Consider the following 20,090-nt stretch of genomic DNA (forward strand, 5'->3'; position numbering starts at 1 on the left):
CGTTACCCCTTCGTTCCGCAGGCGGCGTCCTTGAGGTCGAGGACGTGGCCATCGTTGTATTTCGCGATGATGTTGTGGAAGAGCTTCGGATCGACCGACGAGAAGTAGCGCACCGGCGCCTTTTCGCTCGGCTGCGCGACCGTGCCGTACGCGGTCATGTCGAGCCGGTCGGACGACGCCTTCACCTTCTGCACCCATGCGTCGAACTGCTCGCGCGGCTCGGCAAGCGTGCGGAATTTCATGTCGGAAAAGCCCCGCCCGCTGAAGTTGGCCGATGCGCCCGCATAGTCGCCGGCCTCGTCGGCGATCAGGTGCAGGCGCGTCTGCATGCCGGCCATCGCATACACCTGGGTGCCGAGCTGCGGGATGAAGAACGAATTCATCACCGAATCCGACGTGATGCGGAAGTTGACCGGCGTGCCGACCGGAATCTCGAGCTGGTTGACCGTCGCGATGCCGAGATCCGGATAGATGAACAGCCATTTCCAGTCGAGCGCGACGACCTCGACATCGATCGGTTTCACCGACGACTCGATCGGCCGATACGGGTCGAGCTCGTGCGTGGTTTTCCACGTGAGGATCCCGAGAAACAGGATGATCAGCGTCGGCACCGTCCAGATCACGACTTCGATCGCGGTCGAATGCGACCACTCCGGCGCATAGGTCGCGCTGCGGTTCGACGCGCGATAGCGCCACGCGAAGAACAGCGTCAGCAGGATCACCGGCACGACGACGATCAACATCGTCCATGTCGACGTCGCGATCAGCGATTTCTCGGCGACGCCGATGCTCCCCTTCGGATTCAGCACGTCGAAGTTGCAGCCGGACAGGCTCAACGCCGCACCGAGCGGCAGCCACCTCGACATGCCTTTCAAAGCCTTTCTATTCATAACACTGCCTGATTGTCATTGAATCCATTGCAAACGCCCGATGCGCATTCGATCCACGAAAGCGCTCGAATCATACGGCGTGCGGATTTGATGAAAATCAACGAATGCGGTAAATCATCGTTACAAAAATCGTCATGCGTCGGATTGTCGCGGGCGGGTTTGTCGCACCGGTGGAACGGCAGCCCGGCGGCATTCACCGCATTGCGCCCGCTGTGCAACCCAAGTAGCCTATGACCATCCGGCGTCCGGCGAAGAGTGACGCGACGGGCTGCGCATCGATGCCCGTCCCGCCCGACAGGGGCGCGCCGGCGCTGGCGACATGAGCCGGTTGCCGGGTTCCTTGCGCGCGATGATTTCGCTGGGGCCGTCGGGCCCGACCGCGTTCCTGCGGGAGAGCCGCCCCGTGGAGCGCGTCGGCGCACGTGTGCGCGCCAAATTCAAAGGGGCACGTGATGGCGACAGGATCGCTCGTCCGATCTCCGTTCGGCGCCTGTGAGCATGCGCCAGCCCCCCGATAGCCCGGGCGGCATCATTGGCCGCCGTGGCCATCCGCCGCTTTTTTTACTAATGCCTGGTCGCCGATCCCCAGGTAATGCGCTGCGCCGGACGCAGTCGACGGATGATGCTCAGAAAGCCACGGCTTCTTTACGTTTCGACTCTCGGTCTCCTGCCCAATCGTGCAGTTGGGCAAGCCAAGCCATCTCGACCAATTCGATATAGCTGCGCTGCCTGACCGTGATCGTCCAATGCCCGGGGGGCAATGCGAATTCGATCACCTGAGCGTTCGCGACCGGCCTCACCACCGCACCCGAATCGTTGGTAGCCATGCTATCGAGAAACGGCGTCGAAAACTGATTGATACGAACGTGCCCCGGATAAGCGCACACGCTGGAAATCCACAACGTATCGAAGTACGTGGGGCGAGCCACATCGGAATACTCGCATCCGCTCGCCTCGACCAGCGGTCGACGCACAGGTAGCGCCGAAGATGCGCTCGTCCCCCAAACCTTGAAATTCATCTGGTTTAGCCGAGCCTGAAAGGCAACCGGGAAATACTCCCCGGTTGCGTCCGGCCCCGGCCCCGAAGACGGCACCTGATGGCGCAGCTCCGCAAGCGGTATCGTTACAGGCGTCATCGGGCGCCACTTGATCCAACACAGCGTCAGTCCCAAATTGAAAATTGCGACAACGAGCAAGTCGAATTGCATGCGTCGTCTCCTGGTCGGCTCAAGTCTTTCGATCAAGCCGAACAGCGCAACGATCGCGATGGGCGTCGCGATCGCCAGTACACGCCACGGAAACTGGAAAAAGTCGGCTTTCGAAGATAGCTGCCACAGCGGTTTTGCGACCGGCGTCATTATCAGAATCAGCAGGATCGCAACCACGCCGAGACCGAGCGCGAGATCGTCCGATCGCGCTTTCCCCTGGCGAAGCCGAAAGTAGATCGCGATCAACAGCGCCGTTCCCGGCCATCCGAGGCGCGACCACGGAAACGGCAGCAAGACATAGAGCATGGGCACGACGTAATTGCCAGGCTTGCCGAACACGCTTGCCTGACCCGCGCAAAACAGCGCAGACCAATGTGTGAAGGGAACGTATATCAGGCCGACGAATGCGGCCACCGCCACCAACGACGGGCAAGCGAGCGCCCAGCCACCGCTTTGCGCCGAGGCGATCCTATATAGCGACAGCACCAGCAGCAGGCCCGCCGCAGCGACGAAAATCAACACGTGCGCGAGCGCCAATGACACGAGCAAGGCAATGAGCGTGGGCGCGCGCCATTTCCGATTGGCCCCCGTGTGGAAATCGAGCACGAGCGCAAGAATGCACGGGATCAACGCCATCGCCGAATATTCCGCCACGGCACAGCGCTCGACGATATTGTTGATCGCATAAGGCGACAGCACGCACGCGGTTGCGGCGACAAACCGCGAAGGCCTGTCAAGGTCGAGCCGCGTCGCACATTGGTAAACGCCCCAAAACATCACGGAGGAAAAGAACAGTACCGCGAGCCGAAAGCCGGTCACGATGTCACCGGCGAACAGCCCCAGCATCGCGCCGACCAAATTGAAGAGCTTGTGATAGAAGAACGGCATCGGCGAACCGAAGCCGTTGGCATCCGTGGGCGTCCAGACCGACAGCGGATTGCCCGCCTTCAACGCTGCGGTCCATGCGTCGAGGTGCGCGAACGAACTAAATGTGTCGTCGCCCCTGACGATCGGTCCCAGCCACAGCGCGGCGAGATTGGCGACGAGCATGGTGCCTGCCAACGCCAACAGCCGCGCCTGCTCCGGAGCGAACCCGAACGGCCTGCCGCGCGTCATGCGACGCGATTCATGCTCCACCGGACTATGGTCGAGTTCCTGGCCCATACTAAGTGCCGCCTTCGCGATGGGCCTGCACCAACGCAACAGGATCGGCTGCTTCGACAGTCCGAGCGCGCAAGATGATCACCGTGAGAAGCGCCAGCATGACGGCGGGCATGCCATTGCCCACCGACCATTGAGTCGGGAGCAAGAATACCGCCGGCGAAAGCCATGCAACAACCAACACCGTCAGCTCGCCGGGATGCCATCCGTGGCTCATGCCGTCGTCCCACAGCAGCAGAAGCGAAAGCGCCATCCATATGAAGTCGTAGGACATCAAATAAGGCTGGCACAACAAGCTTGCAATCACCAGTCCCGCTGCACGCAGCTTGTCCCGCGCGTTCCGAATCCACAAGCTCGCCACGGCAGCCACGGCGATCACCGCAACGGCCCCGTGTATTGCGTACGCATATCCTGCGCTCAGGCCCGCGCGATGCGCCGCGCCGAATACCGTCGGCATGCCTGCGGGCCAGTCTGACATCTTTTCAACGACGTAATGTTCAAACGCCGCAGCCGTTTCGAAGAATCTCGCGTATGCGTCGAAGCCCAACACGGCGCCCGCCACCAGACAAAGCAAGGATGCTGTGCACGCCGCCGCGGCAAACGCACGCCACCGTCGGCCGAATGCCAGCGCGATCGGAATCAAAACACCGAGTTGCGGCTTGATCACCAGCAGCCCGAAGCACGCCCCCGCCAGCCGGGGCCGGCGATCCAACCAGGCCAGACCGAGCGCCATCAGCCCGACAGTCAGGAATGAATTCTGTCCAGTCATAACGACGATCCAGACTGGCGGGAACGCCGCAGCAGCGAACCAGAATGCAGCGGGCAATCGGCGTCGAACCAGCTGCGTGCAGGCAAACGCGGCAAACAGCAGCCCGCCGAGCACAAACGCGAGATAGGCGAACGGGAAAGGCGCGAACGCAAACGGCCAGACGACGAGCAGGAAGGTCGGCGGATACACCCACGGCGTGAGCATGTCAGTGGAGGTCAGGCCTTGCAGCGGCAGCGCGAACTGCTCGATCTGCGCCCAGTCGTACGCGCTCGCCGCCCCGTGATTAATCGTCAGGTGTGACGCGCTCCAGAACACTGCGAAGTCCCAGCCCGGGATCAAGATATGAGCGTTTCGCAGCGCATAACGGCCATACAAGTGGATGAACGGCAAGCCGAGATCGACCAGCAACAAGATGCAGGAGTAGAACACCACTCTGCCTCTCGTCAGCCAGTGACCATACCTCCGCCGTTCAGGCCCGCGCGATGTCTGCATCGGTATGCCTCCACTCTGCAATCCGCGCTTCCGCAAAGAACCCAGATGGGCTGGGCGCACGCTTGCTTGCCACGCCTATCAACCTGCGTGCGGCTCATCTTATCGGAAAGGAGCAAATGTCAAATGTAATGGAATGTACGCCCCCAAACTGAAAAGACGTCGATGCGGCAACGTGAAAGTATCAAAGCCTCCTGATCGATGGACGCATTAGGAATGCGTGCGACATTGCACCGACCTACCCGCCCGTATGAACGAGAAGGAGAAGGCGTCCGCGAGCACCCCGGTTCCGTTCGGTCCGGTTCGCTACAAGGATGGCGGAACCAACAGCGCCTTGTTCTTGGCGGTCGCTGGGGTGTAGGGAGGACCACTTTTCGCGGCGCTTGCCAGCCACCTGAAACGGGTGACGGTACCAGTAGACGCCGTGACGCGATTGAGCGATGCGGGTGGACAGTTTCAACGTCTCTTCGTGAGGGACGAGGTACCCCTACGAGTGACACCGCAAGAGATGGAAAAAGAAAAGCCCCGCAAGTCCGAGAACTTGCGGGGCTTGTTCCGCCACTTCTGGCGGAGACGGAGGGATTCGAACCCTCGATCCAGGTTTTGGCCCAGATGCTCCCTTAGCAGGGGAGTGCCTTCGACCTCTCGGCCACGTCTCCCAAACTTTCGCTCGCACCAGGGAGTCAGTGCGACGAGAACAAGATCATATCGGGTTTGAGAGCGGACGTCAATTTCCTTGATGCATTTTCTTCAACGCATCTCGAAAATTTCATTACGCCTGGTCGAGTTCGAATGCCTTGTGCAGCGCGCGGACGGCCAGCTCCATGTATTTCTCGTCGATCAGCACCGAAATCTTGATTTCGGACGTCGAGATCATCTGGATGTTGATGCCCTCTTCCGACAGCGTGCGGAACATCGTGCTCGCGACGCCGACGTGCGAGCGCATCCCGACGCCGACGACCGACACCTTCGAGACCTTCGGGTCGCCCAGCACCTGCTCGGCGTTCACGTGGCCCTTCACCTGGTTGGTGAGGATGTCCATCGCCTTCTGGTAGTCGCCGCGGCCGACCGTGAACGTGAAGTCGGTCTTGCCCTCGACGCTCTGGTTCTGGATGATCATGTCGACGTCGATGTTCGCGTCGGCGACCGGGCCGAGGATCTGATATGCGATGCCCGGCTTGTCGGGCACGCCCATCACCGCAATGCGTGCTTCGTCGCGCTGGAACGCGATGCCGGAAATGACTGCCTTTTCCATGGTCTCGTCTTCTTCAAAAGTAATCAGGGTGCCCGAGTGCATTTCTTGGTCGAGCGGAATCATCGGATCGGTCAGGCTCGACAGCACGCGCGTCTTCACCTGGTACTTGCCGGCGAATTCGACCGAGCGGATCTGCAGGACCTTCGAGCCCAGGCTCGCCATTTCCAGCATCTCTTCGAACGTCACGCGATCGAGGCGGCGCGCCTCCTCGACAACGCGCGGATCGGTCGTGTACACGCCGTCGACGTCGGTGTAGATCAGGCACTCTTCGGCGCCCAGCGCGGCCGCGACCGCCACTGCCGACGTGTCCGAGCCGCCGCGGCCGAGCGTCGTGATGTGGCCGGCCGGATCGACGCCCTGGAAGCCCGTGATGATCACGACCTTGCCTGCGGCCAGATCGGCCTTCACACGCTCGTCGTCGATCGAGTTGATGCGCGCCTTCGTAAACGCGCTATCGGTCTTGATCGGAACCTGCCAGCCGGCATAGCTCACGGCCTCGACGCCGATTTCCTGCAGCGCGATCGACAGCAGGCCGACGCTGACCTGTTCGCCCGTCGACGCGATCATGTCGAGCTCGCGCGGGCTGGGCTGGCTCGAAATCTCTTTCGCGAGACCGAGCAGACGGTTGGTTTCGCCAGACATCGCCGACGGCACGACCACCAGCTGGTGCCCGGCCTGATGCCATTTTGCGACGCGTTTCGCGACGTTCTTGATGCGCTCGACCGAGCCCATCGAAGTGCCGCCGTATTTATGTACGATGAGTGCCATTGTCGTTCTGAACTGAAGGAGAGACCGCACGGGGCGTGCTGGACAGGCCGCGATGCCGTTCGGTCACGCGGCTTGTGGCTGTGGACGGACGACGAAAGGGGCGGCTGAGGCGCAGCGCGCAGGCGTGGCGGATTTGCCCGGAAGGCGGATCAGGCCGCGCAAACCGGGTACGTCACGCGGAAAACCTGCACAAGATGCTCAAAAATCGAGCCGAGCAAACATCTGAGCGTACTCCATCAACGCGCGCTTGACAAGCTGCAGGCCGATCCTCCGCGCTTTCCCGAATCGCGCAAATCGCCGCCAGCCGCATCGAGCCGGTCACGCGATCAGCAGGTCGGGCCGCCATTCGATGCGCCGCCACGCGGCGCCGTCCGGCGCGGCGCCTTCGCGATTGACGCCGAGCCCCGGCACGTAAAGCAGCCGGCCGCCCGCGTACAGCAGCGGCACGTCGCGCTGCCAGGCCGGCACGCCGCGCTCCTGGAACAGGTTCTTCAGCGTGCGGCTCGGCCGGCTCGGCTCGGCGCGCAGCCGTTCGCCGCCCTCGCGGGCGCGCGCGACGAGCGGCGCGGCGCGCAACAACGTCTCGGGCACCGCGTTCGCGTCGCCGGGCGCGGCCGGCGCAAACACGTACGTTCCGCGCCACGCGGGCAGATGCCAGACCTCCTGCCCGTCCCACGCACAGGTGGTGGCGGGACGCGCCGGCACGCCGCCGTCCTCGGCGGTCTCGATGCGCCCGCCCGCGTCCCAGAAAACCATGTCGCGATACAGCCGCAGGCATTGCCCTGCGTGATCGACGCGCAACGCATGCGCGTCGTGCGCGTCCCGCAACTGGCGCATCATGTTCGCAAGCCGCGCGGCCGACGCGCCCGGCAGCCCGAGCGAGCGCATCCAGAACCGCAGAAGGTTCGCGCCGCGCTCGTCGTCGAGCGCAACGAGCGCCTCGCGCGACAGTGCGCGGCCGGCATCGCGCGCGGCAACGTCGAAATCGAGCGCGGCCAGGTCGTCGAGCAGGCGCTGCGCCGCCGCCGCGTGCTGCGCGGCGCGGCCGAGCGCATCGCGAAAGCCCGGAAAATGCGCGGCGAGCGCGGGCAGCACGTCGATGCGCAACGCATTGCGCGCAAAGCGCGTGTCGGCGTTCGATTCGTCGTCGATCCAGTCGAGCCCACGCACCGCCGCATACCGCTCGAGTTGCGCGCGCAACAGCCGCAACAGCGGACGCACGCGCTCGACGGGCGCCCCGGCCGGCCGGTAGCGCGGCGCCATCGCCGCGAGCCCGGCGATGCCCGCGCCGCGCAGCAGTTGCAGCAGCACCGTCTCCGCCTGGTCGTCGGCATGCTGCGCGAGCCAGAGCACCGCCGCGCCATGCCGCTCGCACATCGCGTCGAGCGCCCGGTAGCGGGACTCGCGCGCGCTGGCCTCGATGCCCGCGCCGCTCGCGCGCGGCACGTCGACGCGCATCGCGTCGAACCCGACGCCGAGCGCCGCGGCGCTCGCCTCGGCATGCGCGGCCCACGCATCGGCGTTCGGGCTCAGACCATGATGCACGTGCAGCGCGATGCAGCGCGGCGCGCCTGCGATCCGCACGGCCGCGTCGAGCAGCACGGACGAATCGAGCCCGCCGCTATAGGCGATCGCAATGCGCGCGCCCGGCGGGACGTCGGAAAGCGCAACGCCGACCGCATCGAGCACGATGCGGTCGGCGGAGAATTCACTCGGGGGAATCACGATGGGCAGGCGCGCGCGGCGCGCCATGAAAGCGTCACGCGGCGGATCATGCGCCCGGCGTGGTTTCCTTGAACTTGCCGTAGGCCATCAGGCGCTCGAAGCGGCGCTCGCGCAGCGCGTCGATGCTCATGCCCTGGAACTGGCGCAGCGAATCGGCGAGCGCACGGCGCAGCAGCGCGGCCATGCCCTTCGGGTCGCGGTGCGCGCCGCCGAGCGGCTCGTTGATGATCTTGTCGATCAGGCCGAGCGCCTTCAGCCGGTGCGCGGTCAGGCCAAGTGCCTCGGCCGCCTCGGGCGCCTTCGCGGCGCTCTTCCAGAGGATCGACGCGCAGCCTTCCGGCGAGATCACCGAATAGGTCGAGAACTGCAGCATCATCACCGTGTCGGCAACCGCGATCGCGAGCGCACCGCCCGAGCCGCCCTCGCCGATCACCGTCGCGATGATCGGCGTCTTCAGTTCGGCCATCACGTACAGGTTGCGGCCGATCGCCTCCGACTGGCCGCGCTCCTCCGCGCCGATGCCCGGATACGCGCCCGGCGTGTCGATGAACGTGAAGATCGGCAAACCGAACTTCTCGGCGAGACGCATCATGCGCTCGGCCTTGCGATAGCCTTCCGGACGCGGCATGCCGAAGTTGCGCGCCGCGCGCTCCTTCGTGTCGCGGCCCTTCTGGTGGCCGATCACCATGCACGCATGACCGTTGAAACGGGCAAGGCCGCCGACGATCGACTGGTCGTCCGCGAATGCGCGGTCGCCATGCAGTTCGTGGAAATCGGTGAACAGCTCGCCGATGTAGTCGAGCGTATACGGACGCTGCGGATGCCGCGCGATCTGCGAGACCTGCCACGGCGACAGATTCGCGTACAGATCCTTCGTCAGTTGCTGGCTCTTCTTCGACAGCCGCTCGATTTCTTCCGAAATATCGACAGCCGAATCGTCCTGTACGAAACGCAGTTCCTCGATCTTGCCCTCAAGCTCGGCGATCGGCTGCTCGAAATCCAGAAAAGTGGTTTTCATGTGTTCGAATCCTTGGGTCTTGCGGCAGCGCGTATTCTACTCGCGCGGGAAGCGGTCAAAACCGGCTCGCAACTATTGTTTTTCAAAAACCGATAGCTTTAATCAGCTCTCGGCATCCAGCGCATCCAGACTGCGCCACATGTACCATGTCGCGACGGTGCGCCACGGCTCCCAGTTGGCGGCCACCTCACGCGCCTCGCTGCGGGTCACCGGCTCCCCGCTGAAATAATTCAGGCTGATCGCACGGATCAGGCCGGGATCGTCGAGCGGCAGCACGTCGGGCCGCGACAGGTTGAAAATCAGGAACATCTCGGCCGTCCAGCGGCCGATGCCGCGAATCTGCGTCAGCTCGGCGATCACGTCCTCGTCGTCCATCGACGTCCATTTGTCGACGTGCAGCGCGCCCGACACGAAGTGCCGGGCCAGATCAAGGATGTACTCGGTCTTGCGCTTCGACAGCCCGCAGCCGATCAGCTTGTCCGCGCCGAGCTTGATGACCTGCTGCGGCGCGAGCTTCGGGCAGGCTGTCTGGATGCGCTCCCACAGCGCCTGCGCCGACGCGACCGACACCTGCTGCCCGACCACCGAACGCGCCAGCGTGACGAACGGATCGGCTCGCTTGACGAGATGCGCGGGGCCGAAGTTCGGGATCAGCTTCTTCAGGATGCGGTCGCGCTTGACGAGATCGGCACACGCCTTCTCCCAGTACGGCGGGCGCACGGCGACATCCGCGTCGACGACCGGCGCCGGTGCGTCGGCATCGGATGCGCGCGGCTTGCGGCCCGGCGCATCGGCGACCGCCAACGCGCCGTCGAGCGCCGCGGCGTCCATGCCCTTCGCGCGCGCAGGCTTCGCGGCAGGCGCTTGTGCCTGACCGTCGAGCGCGCCGTTCGGCGCGGCGCGCTTCGCGCCTGCCTTCGCGGCCGCCGCGTGCTGCGCTGCCGGCTGGCGCACCGTCGCGCGCTTGACCGGCGCTTTTCTGGCCGTTGCCATCTTGCCTCCTACCTGGCGAGTCGATCAGTGGGACAGACGCGGCGCGCTCATATGCGACGCCATTCGGTCGACCCGCCCGGTTTGTCTTCAAGCGCGACACCGGCTTCGAGCAATTCCGCCCGGATCCGGTCCGCTTCGGCATAGTTCTTCGCCTGCTTCGCCGCGCTGCGCGCGGCGATCCTCGATTCGATCTCGTCGACCGCCAGCGCGCCCGCCTGCGCGGCACCCGCCGCATGCTGCAGGAACGCGCGCGGCTCGCGGCCGAGCAAGCCGAGCAGGCCCGCCAGCTGTTTCAGCTGGCGCGCGAGCGCGGCATCGCCCGTGCGGTTGACCTCGCCTGCGAGCTCGAACAGCACGGCGACCGCCACCGGCGTGTTGAAATCGTCGTTCATCGCGGCGGCGAAGCGCTGCGCGTACGGCTCGTTCCAGTCGAGCGCGAGCCCGTCCGGCGCGACGTCCTTCAACGCGGTGTAAAGGCGCGTGAGCGACGCGCGCGCATCGTCCAGGTGCACGTCGCTGTAGTTGAGCGGCGAACGGTAATGCGTGCGCGCGATGAAGAAACGCACCACTTCGGCGTCGTACTTCTCCAGCACCTCGCGGATCGTGAAGAAGTTGCCGAGCGATTTCGACATCTTCTCACTGTCGACCTGCACGAAACCGTTGTGCATCCAGTAATTGACGAAAGTTTGACCGGTCGCACCCTCGCTCTGCGCAATTTCGTTTTCGTGATGCGGGAACTGCAGGTCCTGGCCGCCGCCGTGGATGTCGAAATGCTCGCCGAGCAGCGTGCAGCCCATCGCCGAGCACTCGATGTGCCAGCCCGGGCGGCCCGCGCCGTATTTCGAATCCCACGAGGTGTCGGCCGGCTCTTCCGCCTTCGCACGCTTCCACAACACGAAATCGAGCGGATCTTCCTTCGCGTCGTTCGCCGCGACGCGCTCGCCGGCGCGCAGATCCTCGAGCGACTTGCCCGACAGCTTCCCGTAGCCGGCGAACTTGCGCACCGCGAAATTGACGTCGCCGTCCTTCGCCTGATACGCGTAGCCGTTCGACTCGAGCGCCTCGATCATGCCGAGCATCTGCGGAATGAACTGCGTCGCGCGCGGCTCGATGTCCGGGCGCTGGACGCCGAGCGCGTCGGTGTCGGCGTGCATCGCCGCGATGAAACGGTCGGTCAGCGACTTGATCGTCTCGCCGTTCTCGACCGCGCGCCGGATGATCTTGTCGTCGATGTCAGTGATGTTGCGCACGTACGTGACCCGGTAGCCGAGCGCACGCAGCCAGCGCTGCACCAGGTCGAACACGACCATCATGCGCGCGTGGCCCACGTGACAATAGTCGTAGACGGTGATGCCGCATACGTACATCCGCACTTCGCCGGGCTGGCGCGGCACGAAGACTTGCTTGTCACGCGCGAGCGTGTTGTAGATGCGCAGTGATTCCATAGAGATGACACGTGAGCCGAAGGAAACCGCCCTGGCGATGCTCGCCCTGCATGCGAACCGGCCGAGGCACCCGCGACGGCGGCATGCCGCGCGCGTCCTCGGTATCACATGGGGCGGGTCAGGCTGCATGCACAGCGGTGACGGCCACGAGAGGCAAAAGACTGTCTGCGGCTCGCCGGAACGCGCAGACGTTTTGTTAGAATGGCTCGGAGTATAACATTCCGATTTACGCCTATGAAATCTCCCCGCGGCCGCGCGCCGAGCGCTGCGACCCTCGTTGCGACCGCCGTCCTGGGCGCCGCACTGACGCTTCTGCCGGCCGCCGCGGCCCTGGCGCAGAAGGCTCCGCCCACCGCCGACGGCACGCCGGAGATCGACACGTCGATCTCCGGCAAGAAGTGGACGCAGGCGCTCGAGCAGCTCGACGCACGCATCCTGGCCAATCCGCACGACGTGCAGGCGCAGTTCAAGCGCGGCACCGTGCTCGCCCGCCTGAACCGCGACGACGACGCGATCGAGCAGTTCGTCGCGCTGACCCAGGCATACCCGGAACTGCCCGAGCCGTACAACAACCTCGCGGCGCTCTACGCGAAGCACGGCCGCTACGACGAGGCGCGCGCCGCGCTCGTCACCGCCACGCAGGCGAACCCGAGCTACAACCTCGCCTACGAGAATCTCGGCGACCTGTACCTGCGGCTCGCCGCCGAATCGTACAAGCGCGCGCAGGCGCTCGGCGGCACGACCGGCGCGACCGCGCAGCGCCTCGCCGACCTGCAGAAGATCATCGCGCCGCCGAAGGCGTCGGCCGCGCGCGCGTACTCGGAGCGGGCGGCCGCGAACGTGTCCACCACCACGCTGCCGCTGTCGCCGACCTTCCAGTTCGGCGGCCCGTCCGCCGCGATGTCGGCGCCGTACCTCGCGCCGTCGCGATAAGCGGCGCGCACCCCGTCATCTCCCCCAACAAGAGGATCGTCATGAAACGTCTGTTGCTGGCGCTTGGCAGCGCCGCCCTTCTCGCGAGCGCACCGTCCTTTGCGCAAACGGCCACCGCGCATCCCGTCGTGCAACTGAAGACCACGCAGGGTGACATTCGCGTCGAGCTGTATCCGGAGAAGGCGCCGAAGACGGTCGCCAACTTCCTCGACTACGTGAAGGCGGGCCAGTACAACGGCACGATCTTCCATCGCGTGATCAAGGGCTTCATGATCCAGGGCGGCGGCTACAAGGCCAACTTCGACGAGAAGCCGACCCGCGCGCCGATCCCGCTCGAAAGCCGCAACGGCCTGAAGAACGTGACGGGCACGATCGCGATGGCCCGCACGAGCGACCCGAACTCGGCGACCGCCCAGTTCTTCATCAACACGGTCGACAACGCCGGCCTTGACTACCCGAATCCGGACGGCAACGGCTATGCGGTGTTCGGCAAGGTCGTGTCGGGGATGGACGTCGTGAAGAAGATCGAAGCCGCGCCGACCACGTCGCGCGGCCCGATGCGCGACGTGCCGGAACAGCAGGTCGTGATCGAATCGGCGAGCGTCGTCTCGAAATAATGCCGGCCGGATCGTTCCGGCGCCACACGCGGCCGTGTCGTCCGACCGGCCGCGTGCCATTTAAACCACCTCATCGAAGGAATCATCATGGTTGAACTGCATACGAACCACGGCGTCATCAAGCTCGAACTCGATGCCGAGAAAGCGCCGAAGACGGTGGAAAACTTCCTGAACTACGTGAAGAAGGGTCACTACGACGGCACGGTGTTCCACCGCGTGATCAACGGCTTCATGATCCAGGGCGGCGGCTTCGAGCCGGGCCTCAAGCAGAAGCCGACCGACGCGCCGATCGACAACGAGGCCAACAACGGCCTGAAGAACGACGCATACACGATCGCGATGGCCCGCACGAACGATCCGCATTCGGCGACCGCCCAGTTCTTCATCAACGTCAACGACAACGACTTCCTGAACCACTCGTCGCCGACGCCGCAAGGCTGGGGCTACACGGTGTTCGGCAAGGTCGTCGAAGGCCAGGACGTGGTCGACAAGATCAAGGCCGTGAAGACGGGCAGCAAGGGCTTCCATCAGGACGTGCCGAGCGACGACGTCGTGATCGAGAAGGCCGTCGTCGTCTGACACTGGCGCACGGAGGCACTTCGATGTTGCAGGAAACCCCGCCGCGAAGCGTCTCCGCGGGCGTGCCGGGCGAGCGCGAATACGCGCAGGCGGCACGCCCCTTTCTGTTTCTGTCCGACCTGCATCTGAGCGAGGCGATTCCGAAGACGGTCGCCGCGTTCGAGCATTTCGTGACCTTCACCGCGGACAGCGCCGATTCGGTGTTCATCCTCGGCGACCTGTTCGAATACTGGATCGGCGACGACGTGCTCGGCGCCGACCCGTTCGCCGCGCGCATCGCATCGCTGCTGCACACGCTCTCCGAGCGCGGCATCGCGCTGTACGTGATGCACGGCAACCGCGACTTCCTGCTCGGCAAGCGCTTCATGAAAGCCGCCGGCGCGAAGCTGCTGCCCGATCCCGCATTGATCACGGCGTTCGGCCAGCACATCGTGCTCGCGCACGGCGACGCGCAATGCACGGCCGACCGCGGCTACCAGCGCTTCCGGCGGGTGGCACGCAACCGCGCGTTGCAGTGGCTGTTCCTCGCCTGCCCGTTCCGCTGGCGCCGCTCGCTGGCCGAACGCATGCGCGCGAACAGCGAGGCCGGCCGGATGCGCCCGGCCTCACCGCGCTACGACGTGACCCGCGAAGGCGTCGCCGCGCTGTTCAGGCTCAGCCATGCGAGCGTGATGATCCACGGCCACACGCACCGCCCCGCGCGCCATCTGGAGCCGGGCGGCGTGCGCTGGGTGTTGCCGGACTGGGATCTCGACCACGGCACGCCGCGCGGCGGCTACCTGCGCGTCGACGCGGAAGGCATCCACGCGCTGCCGCTCGACTGACCCCGATCAGCGCTCGCGCTCGACCGCCTTGCCCTCCAGCACCGCCGACAGGCGGCGCAAGTCCAGCCGTGCCGCATCGGCGCCCTGCAACGATTCCAGATGCGTGCCGAGGCGTTCGAGCGCCGCCACGATCTCGTCGACCCGCCGGCTTTCCCTGGCCGCGTGATCGATCAGCCCGTGGATCGCAAGCGACATCGGATCGTCCGCGTTCGGCGTGATGCCGTACGCGTAGAACGCCGGGCGCGCCGGCTCGGGCTTCGGCTGGGCCGGCATCACGATCCGCGCCGGATTGCCGACCGCCGTCCCGCCGGCCGGCACCGGCTTCACCACCACCGCGTTCGAGCCGATCTTCGCACCCGCGCCGACCGTGAAACTGCCCAGCACCTTCGCGCCGGCGCCAACGATCACGCCGGCCTCGAGCGTCGGGTGGCGCTTCGCGCCGCGGGTGAGCGACGTGCCGCCGAGCGTCACGCCCTGGTAGATCGTGCAGTCGTCGCCGACGATCGCCGTCTCGCCGATCACGACACCCATCCCGTGATCGATGAACACGCGCCGCCCGACCGTCGCGCCCGGGTGAATCTCGATGCCGGTCAGAAAGCGCGCGAGCTGCGACACGAGGCGCGCGAGCCAATACCGCTTCCCGCGCCAGCACGCATGCGCGGCGCGATGCAGGACGAGCGCATGGAGCCCCGGATAACAGGTCAGCACTTCCCACGCGCTGCGAGCGGCGGGATCGCGCTCGCGGATCGTGGCAACGTCTTCGCGCAGTCTCGTGAACATGGTCGGGTCCGGGAGAAGCCGGCGCGCACCGCCGGCGATGCGCCGGCCCTTATCAGGCCGGCAGCTTTACATATGACGTCGGCTGATTGTAGGTCGACTCGCGCGCACCCGCACGGTGTGCCCGGATCACCCCGCCGCCGGCACGGGTATTGGGCGACGCGCCGTTACGCGTCGCCGTCGGGCGTGCGCGATTTCAGCAGGATGTGCTTCGCGATGCCGCGCAGGATGTTCACCTCCTCGCGCTCGAGGCCGGTGCGCGCGAACAGGCGCCGCAGCCGGGGCATCAGTTTTTTCGGGTTGCGCGGATCGAGGAAATCGATCGCGATCAGCGCGTTTTCCAGGTGCGCGTACATCCTCTCGATCTCGTCGCTCTGCGCGAGCGTGCCCGCCTCGGACTGCGGTTGCGGCGCGTCCGCGTGGTCGAGGAACGCGACGCGCAACTCGTACGCAAGCACCTGCACCGCCTGCGCGAGGTTCAACGAGCTGTAGGCCGGATTCGCCGGGATGTGCGCGAGCACGCTGCATTGCTCGACATGCTCGTTCGACAGCCCGGTGCGTTCGTTGCCGAACACGAGCGCGATGTCGCCCGCGCCTGCCTGCCCGCACGCCTGCCCGGCCGCCTCGCGCGGCGCGAGCCGCGGCGGGCCGTACTCGCGGCCGCGCGCGGTCAGCGCGATCGACCAGTGCACGCCATTGAGCGCGTCGCCGAGCGTCGGCACGACGTGCGCGGACGCGAGCACGTCGTCGGCGCCGCTCGCCATCGCGATCGCCTCGGGATCGCTCTGCACGTGCGGCACGCGGGGCGCGACCAGCACGAGCCGCGAAAATCCCATCGTTTTCAGCGCGCGGGCGGCCGCGCCGACGTTGCCGGGATGGCTCGGCTCGACGAGCACGAAGCGGGTCGACGTAAAGCCGCCGCGCAGCGGCCCGGATGACTGCGCCGCGCCGGCGGCTGACGGAGCGGCAGTTTTCTGCAAGGATTCCAACACCATACGACTCGATTCACCAGAATGCCGGTATGGTACGCCAACACCGCGCCAAACCCACCTGCCAGGATGGCGAATGGGGTTTCCCCGTGCCATCCCCGCGAAAAAAAGCCGAAAGTCGGGTAAAATCATGCCCTTATCCGCGCCCGCATCAAGCGGCGCGCGTCGTTCTTTGTCAATTCGCGTCTCTCCTCGCCGAAGCGTGCCCGCGCCGCTTCGGGCGGTTTGTTCCATTTTCGTGGCGGCCACCTGCCGCCAGCAACAGGATCCAGGCTCATGCATCCCATGCTCAACATCGCTGTCAAGGCTGCGCGCCGCGCCGGACAGATCATCAACCGCGCTTCGCTCGATCTCGACCTGATCGAGATCCGCAAGAAGCAGCAGAACGACTTCGTCACCGAAGTGGACAAGGCCGCCGAAGACGCGATCATCGAGACGCTGAAGACCGCCTACCCCGATCACGCGATCCTCGCGGAAGAGTCGGGCCATTCGGAAAACGAATCCGAATACCAGTGGATCATCGATCCGCTCGACGGCACCACCAACTTCATCCACGGCTTCCCGTACTACTGCGTGTCGATCGCGCTCGCGCACAAGGGCGTCGTCACGCAGGCGGTGGTCTACGACCCCAACAAGAACGACCTGTTCACGGCGACGCGCGGCCGCGGCGCGTACCTGAACGACCGCCGCATCCGCGTCGGTCGCCGTGACCGCCTGTCGGACGCGCTGATCGGCACCGGCTTCCCGTTCCGCGAGAAGGACGGCCTCGACGCGTATGCGCGCCTGTTCACCGAAATGACCCAGGCCTGCACGGGCCTGCGGCGCCCGGGCGCCGCCGCGCTCGACCTGGCGAACGTCGCGGCCGGCCGCCTCGACGGCTTCTTCGAACAGGGCATCAGCATCTGGGACATCGCCGCGGGCAGCCTGCTGATCACCGAAGCCGGCGGTCTCGTCGGCAATTACCTGGGCGACGCCGACTTCCTGGAGCGCCATGAGATCGTCGCGGCGAACCCGAAGATCTACGCGCAGATGATCCCGATCCTGAACCGCTACAGCCGGATGCACCCCGCAGCGGAATAACGCGCGCCCTCCGGTTGCGTCTACGGCCCGAGTCGCCCCGTGCGGCCCGGGCCGTTGTCGTTTTTGCGGCGGGGATCGCGGTGCGTGGGTTGGCCGGCCAGCGTCCGGCCGATCGCAGACGGGGTGCAGTCACTCCTATTCCAAACTGCAATCTGTATAGTCGACGTGCGCGCTTCGCGCCGACGCGACTTCCATTCACTCTTTTTTGCGACTCGCCATGATCCGAAAAGCCGCATCCGTGCGCCCAGACTGGGTGATGCGCGCCCAGCCGACAGAGGGCATCGAGCGTATCGAGGCCTGGTTTCATGGCAAAGCGTATGCCATGCATCGCCACGATACGTACGCGATCGGGCGCACGCTCGCGGGGGTGCAGAGCTTCAGCTATCGACGCAGCCGGCGCGACAGCCTGCCGGGTAACACCATCGTGCTTCATCCCGACGAAGCGCACGACGGCCAGGCGGGGACGGGCGAGGGCTTTCGCTACCGCATGATTTACGTGGAGCCCGCGCTTTTTCAGGAGGTATTGGGTGGCCGAGCGCTGCCGTTCCTCGAAGGCGGTGTGACAACCAACCCAGGTATCGCGGCAGCAACGGAAACCTTGCTGCAACACGTCGGCCATACGTTCGAGCCGCTCGAACAGAGCGACGCGCTGGCCGAGCTTGCGCATGCGCTCGCCACCGTCGCGGGCACGCCCCGCGAACGAGGGAAAGGTGATTATTCCGCGGCACGCCGTGCGCGCGATTATCTGCACGCGAACTTCACGCGCGTGGTTCCGCTCGAAGAGTTGGAGACAGCCGCAGGCCGTGACCGCTGGAGCCTCTCGCGTGATTTCCGCGCGTTCTACGGCACGAGTCCGTATCGCTACCTCACAATGCGGCGACTCGACGCCGTGCGGCGCATGTTGCTCTCTGGCATCTCGCTCGCGAGCGCGGCAGCAGACGCGGGCTTCGCCGATCAAAGCCACATGACGCGTCATTTTCTGAAGACCTTCGGCCTCACGCCGGGACGCTGGGTCCAGATCGCGAGCAACGTGCCCCGCGATTGAACACTCACCCAGGATCGTTCAATACGGCCCCCTGGCGACTGCGTATTCTCGACGGTACATCTACACCGAACGGAGAAAACGATGTCCACATCAACTCATTCCCGCACTGCACCGGCAGCGCGCGGACAATGTGAGGCGATTGACCTGAGTGGCAAGATTGCACTGGTCGAGGGCCACTGGCAGCCACGCGTGGTCGCGGAGATGAACGATTATCAGTTCAAGGTCGTCAAGATCGAAGGTGAATTCGTCTGGCACAAACACGGTGATACAGATGAGACCTTTCTCGTGCTGGACGGCGAATTGAGAATCGACTTCCGCGGTGGACCCTCGGGCGACGGCTCGATCGTGTTGCGTGCCGGTCAGATGTCGAACGTGTGCTTCTGGCGAATTCAGCCACCTAGCAGGCTGCTGAAATACTGTTTTCCGGGATGCCCGTAAGCCATTTTTGGGGGTGGCCTACCCCTTACCAAAGTCGCTCGAGCGGCTTGTAGGGCTTCCTACGCGGTCGGCAATTTTTTGCGTGCCCCTTCTCTGGAACTAGTGGTTCACACAGTAGTCGATCGCGTCAATAGCCGCATCTAGCGGAAGTACGATTTCCTCTTTCGAAATCGATTGCAGCGCGAGTTCGCGCGGTAGCACTTGCAACTGCATCATTCGGCACGCTCATTCAGTTCGGATCTGCTTGGATTGTCAGCAATCCACCAGCCGATGTCGAGCGTCCGGTCATGGCCGAGGCTGTGTCAAAACGTGCGACTTCGACAGCGGGCGCGAAAGTTGACCCACCAGAATGCTCTGTATCGGCCTCGCGGCACTTCGGGAAGGGTAATGCGACACCCGAAAAACGGGTAATTTCGAGTTTTGACACAGCCTCGGCCGGCAGCCGCCAGTGGGAGCACTGGAAACTGGCCGAAAGGCGAACTTTGGGCGAAGGTGCCGGCGCCACTGGTAAACTCGGGCAGCCAAAGTAACCTTACGCCTGACCTATGAGTACCATGCCGACCGACGCCCTCGCCGGCCACACGCCGATGATGCAACAGTACCTGCGCATCAAGGCCGACCACCCCGACACGCTCGTCTTCTACCGGATGGGCGATTTCTACGAGTTGTTCTTCGAAGACGCGGAAAAAGCCGCGCGCCTGCTCGACCTGACGCTGACGCAGCGCGGCGCGTCGGGCGGCAACCCGATCAGGATGGCCGGCGTGCCACATCACGCGGTCGAGCAATACCTCGCCAAGCTCGTGAAGATGGGCGAGTCGGCCGCGATCTGCGAGCAGATCGGCGACCCGGCCACCTCGAAGGGGCCGGTCGAGCGCAAGGTGGTGCGGGTCGTCACGCCCGGCACGCTGACCGATGCCGCGCTCCTGTCCGACAAGAACGACGTCTACCTGCTCGCGATGTGCACCGGGCACAACAAGCGCGGCGTCGCAGTCAACGTCGGCCTCGCGTGGCTCAACCTCGCAAGCGGCGCACTGCGGCTCGCCGAAATCGCGCCCGACCAGCTCGGCGCCGCGCTTGTTGTGCCCGG

Annotated in this window: 17 protein-coding genes, 1 tRNA gene and 2 pseudogenes; 9 read left to right on the forward strand and 11 right to left on the reverse strand. The window is 65.1% G+C overall.

Annotation, left to right across the window (positions count from 1 at the left end; all coding sequences use genetic code 11):
• Positions 1-2: 2 nt before the first annotated feature.
• The 5 genes from cyoA to LIG30_RS15340 all read right to left on the reverse strand — a co-directional run bounded on the left by cyoA (position 3) and on the right by LIG30_RS15340 (position 6,540).
• Positions 3-890, reverse strand: coding sequence for a ubiquinol oxidase subunit II (cyoA, locus tag LIG30_RS15320; protein ID WP_038713451.1), 888 nt, complete (start codon positions 888-890; stop codon positions 3-5).
• 626 nt (positions 891-1,516) lie between these two features.
• Positions 1,517-3,262, reverse strand: a complete 1,746-nt coding sequence (locus tag LIG30_RS15325) for a hypothetical protein (protein ID WP_038713452.1) — start codon at positions 3,260-3,262, stop codon at positions 1,517-1,519.
• A 1-nt stretch (position 3,263) separates the two neighbouring features.
• A complete protein-coding gene (locus LIG30_RS15330) occupies positions 3,264-4,460 on the reverse strand; it encodes a glycosyltransferase family 87 protein (protein WP_160326702.1) in 1,197 nt (398 codons plus the stop codon).
• 622 nt (positions 4,461-5,082) lie between these two features.
• Positions 5,083-5,176, reverse strand: a tRNA-Ser gene (locus LIG30_RS15335).
• A 113-nt stretch (positions 5,177-5,289) separates the two neighbouring features.
• A complete protein-coding gene (locus tag LIG30_RS15340; protein ID WP_038713453.1) occupies positions 5,290-6,540 on the reverse strand; it encodes an aspartate kinase in 1,251 nt (416 codons plus the stop codon).
• On the opposite strand from LIG30_RS15340, the pseudogene LIG30_RS27545 reads away from it, so the two are divergent.
• Positions 6,523-6,766: pseudogene (locus LIG30_RS27545) on the forward strand (hypothetical protein). The gene LIG30_RS15340 and the pseudogene LIG30_RS27545 sit on opposite strands and share 18 nt — an antisense overlap.
• A 92-nt stretch (positions 6,767-6,858) precedes the next feature.
• Here the strand turns inward: LIG30_RS27545 and tilS are convergent.
• The 4 genes from tilS to cysS all read right to left on the reverse strand — a co-directional run bounded on the left by tilS (position 6,859) and on the right by cysS (position 11,721).
• Positions 6,859-8,265 (reverse strand): tRNA lysidine(34) synthetase TilS, encoded by a 1,407-nt coding sequence (gene tilS, locus LIG30_RS15345; protein WP_038713476.1) that lies wholly within the window; start codon positions 8,263-8,265, stop codon positions 6,859-6,861.
• Between the two features lie 46 nt (positions 8,266-8,311).
• Entirely contained in the window at positions 8,312-9,283 is a 972-nt protein-coding gene (locus LIG30_RS15350; protein WP_038713454.1) for an acetyl-CoA carboxylase carboxyltransferase subunit alpha, read from the reverse strand.
• 102 nt (positions 9,284-9,385) lie between these two features.
• Entirely contained in the window at positions 9,386-10,276 is an 891-nt protein-coding gene (locus LIG30_RS15355) for a DNA-3-methyladenine glycosylase family protein (protein WP_038713455.1), read from the reverse strand.
• A gap of 47 nt (positions 10,277-10,323) precedes the next feature.
• Positions 10,324-11,721 carry a cysteine--tRNA ligase gene (cysS, locus tag LIG30_RS15360; protein WP_038713456.1) on the reverse strand — a complete coding sequence of 466 codons (1,398 nt, stop codon included), beginning with the start codon at positions 11,719-11,721 and terminating at the stop codon, positions 10,324-10,326.
• Between the two features lie 234 nt (positions 11,722-11,955).
• On the opposite strand from cysS, the gene LIG30_RS15365 reads away from it, so the two are divergent.
• From LIG30_RS15365 to LIG30_RS15380, 4 genes are all read left to right on the forward strand, one after another.
• A complete protein-coding gene (locus tag LIG30_RS15365; protein ID WP_038713457.1) occupies positions 11,956-12,654 on the forward strand; it encodes a tetratricopeptide repeat protein in 699 nt (232 codons plus the stop codon).
• 41 nt (positions 12,655-12,695) lie between these two features.
• Positions 12,696-13,271, forward strand: coding sequence for a peptidylprolyl isomerase (locus tag LIG30_RS15370; RefSeq protein WP_038713458.1), 576 nt, complete (start codon positions 12,696-12,698; stop codon positions 13,269-13,271).
• A gap of 87 nt (positions 13,272-13,358) precedes the next feature.
• Entirely contained in the window at positions 13,359-13,850 is a 492-nt protein-coding gene (locus LIG30_RS15375) for a peptidylprolyl isomerase (RefSeq protein ID WP_038713459.1), read from the forward strand.
• 23 nt (positions 13,851-13,873) lie between these two features.
• Positions 13,874-14,674, forward strand: coding sequence for a UDP-2,3-diacylglucosamine diphosphatase (locus LIG30_RS15380; protein WP_038713460.1), 801 nt, complete (start codon positions 13,874-13,876; stop codon positions 14,672-14,674).
• 6 nt (positions 14,675-14,680) lie between these two features.
• Here LIG30_RS15380 and cysE read toward each other — a convergent pair whose 3' ends face one another.
• Entirely contained in the window at positions 14,681-15,454 is a 774-nt protein-coding gene (gene cysE / locus LIG30_RS15385) for a serine O-acetyltransferase (RefSeq protein ID WP_038713461.1), read from the reverse strand.
• Between the two features lie 164 nt (positions 15,455-15,618).
• Entirely contained in the window at positions 15,619-16,446 is an 828-nt protein-coding gene (locus LIG30_RS15390; protein ID WP_152986101.1) for an RNA methyltransferase, read from the reverse strand.
• A gap of 270 nt (positions 16,447-16,716) precedes the next feature.
• Between LIG30_RS15390 and LIG30_RS15395 the strand changes: the two genes are divergently transcribed.
• The 4 genes and pseudogenes from LIG30_RS15395 to LIG30_RS15410 all read left to right on the forward strand — a co-directional run.
• Positions 16,717-17,520 carry an inositol monophosphatase family protein gene (locus LIG30_RS15395; RefSeq protein ID WP_038713462.1) on the forward strand — a complete coding sequence of 268 codons (804 nt, stop codon included), beginning with the start codon at positions 16,717-16,719 and terminating at the stop codon, positions 17,518-17,520.
• 217 nt (positions 17,521-17,737) lie between these two features.
• Positions 17,738-18,565 (forward strand): AraC family transcriptional regulator, encoded by an 828-nt coding sequence (locus tag LIG30_RS15400; RefSeq protein WP_051995038.1) that lies wholly within the window; start codon positions 17,738-17,740, stop codon positions 18,563-18,565.
• Between the two features lie 81 nt (positions 18,566-18,646).
• On the forward strand, positions 18,647-19,003 hold the full coding sequence (locus tag LIG30_RS15405; RefSeq protein ID WP_235510312.1) for a cupin domain-containing protein: 357 nt from the start codon (positions 18,647-18,649) through the stop codon (positions 19,001-19,003).
• Between the two features lie 545 nt (positions 19,004-19,548).
• Positions 19,549-20,090, forward strand: a pseudogene (locus tag LIG30_RS15410) (DNA mismatch repair protein MutS); the annotation flags it as partial.

Source organism: Burkholderia sp. lig30, from assembly GCF_000687455.2.
In the GTDB taxonomy this organism is placed as follows: domain Bacteria; phylum Pseudomonadota; class Gammaproteobacteria; order Burkholderiales; family Burkholderiaceae; genus Burkholderia.

What these genes read in the sequence shown, in the direction of transcription:
- cysE (WP_038713461.1), bottom strand. Translation starts at nt 15,454, where the DNA reads ATGTTCACGAGACTGCGCGAAGACGTTGCCACGATCCGCGAGCGCGAT.
- LIG30_RS15370 (WP_038713458.1), top strand. Translation starts at nt 12,696, where the DNA reads ATGAAACGTCTGTTGCTGGCGCTTGGCAGCGCCGCCCTTCTCGCGAGC.
- cysS (WP_038713456.1), bottom strand. Translation starts at nt 11,721, where the DNA reads ATGGAATCACTGCGCATCTACAACACGCTCGCGCGTGACAAGCAAGTC.
- LIG30_RS15350 (WP_038713454.1), bottom strand. Translation starts at nt 9,283, where the DNA reads ATGAAAACCACTTTTCTGGATTTCGAGCAGCCGATCGCCGAGCTTGAG.
- LIG30_RS15405 (WP_235510312.1), top strand. Translation starts at nt 18,647, where the DNA reads ATGTCCACATCAACTCATTCCCGCACTGCACCGGCAGCGCGCGGACAA.
- LIG30_RS15380 (WP_038713460.1), top strand. Translation starts at nt 13,874, where the DNA reads ATGTTGCAGGAAACCCCGCCGCGAAGCGTCTCCGCGGGCGTGCCGGGC.
- LIG30_RS15390 (WP_152986101.1), bottom strand. Translation starts at nt 16,446, where the DNA reads ATGGTGTTGGAATCCTTGCAGAAAACTGCCGCTCCGTCAGCCGCCGGC.
- LIG30_RS15365 (WP_038713457.1), top strand. Translation starts at nt 11,956, where the DNA reads ATGAAATCTCCCCGCGGCCGCGCGCCGAGCGCTGCGACCCTCGTTGCG.
- cyoA (WP_038713451.1), bottom strand. Translation starts at nt 890, where the DNA reads ATGAATAGAAAGGCTTTGAAAGGCATGTCGAGGTGGCTGCCGCTCGGT.
- LIG30_RS15375 (WP_038713459.1), top strand. Translation starts at nt 13,359, where the DNA reads ATGGTTGAACTGCATACGAACCACGGCGTCATCAAGCTCGAACTCGAT.
- LIG30_RS15400 (WP_051995038.1), top strand. Translation starts at nt 17,738, where the DNA reads ATGATCCGAAAAGCCGCATCCGTGCGCCCAGACTGGGTGATGCGCGCC.
- LIG30_RS15355 (WP_038713455.1), bottom strand. Translation starts at nt 10,276, where the DNA reads ATGGCAACGGCCAGAAAAGCGCCGGTCAAGCGCGCGACGGTGCGCCAG.
- LIG30_RS15395 (WP_038713462.1), top strand. Translation starts at nt 16,717, where the DNA reads ATGCATCCCATGCTCAACATCGCTGTCAAGGCTGCGCGCCGCGCCGGA.
- LIG30_RS15340 (WP_038713453.1), bottom strand. Translation starts at nt 6,540, where the DNA reads ATGGCACTCATCGTACATAAATACGGCGGCACTTCGATGGGCTCGGTC.
- LIG30_RS15325 (WP_038713452.1), bottom strand. Translation starts at nt 3,262, where the DNA reads ATGGGCCAGGAACTCGACCATAGTCCGGTGGAGCATGAATCGCGTCGC.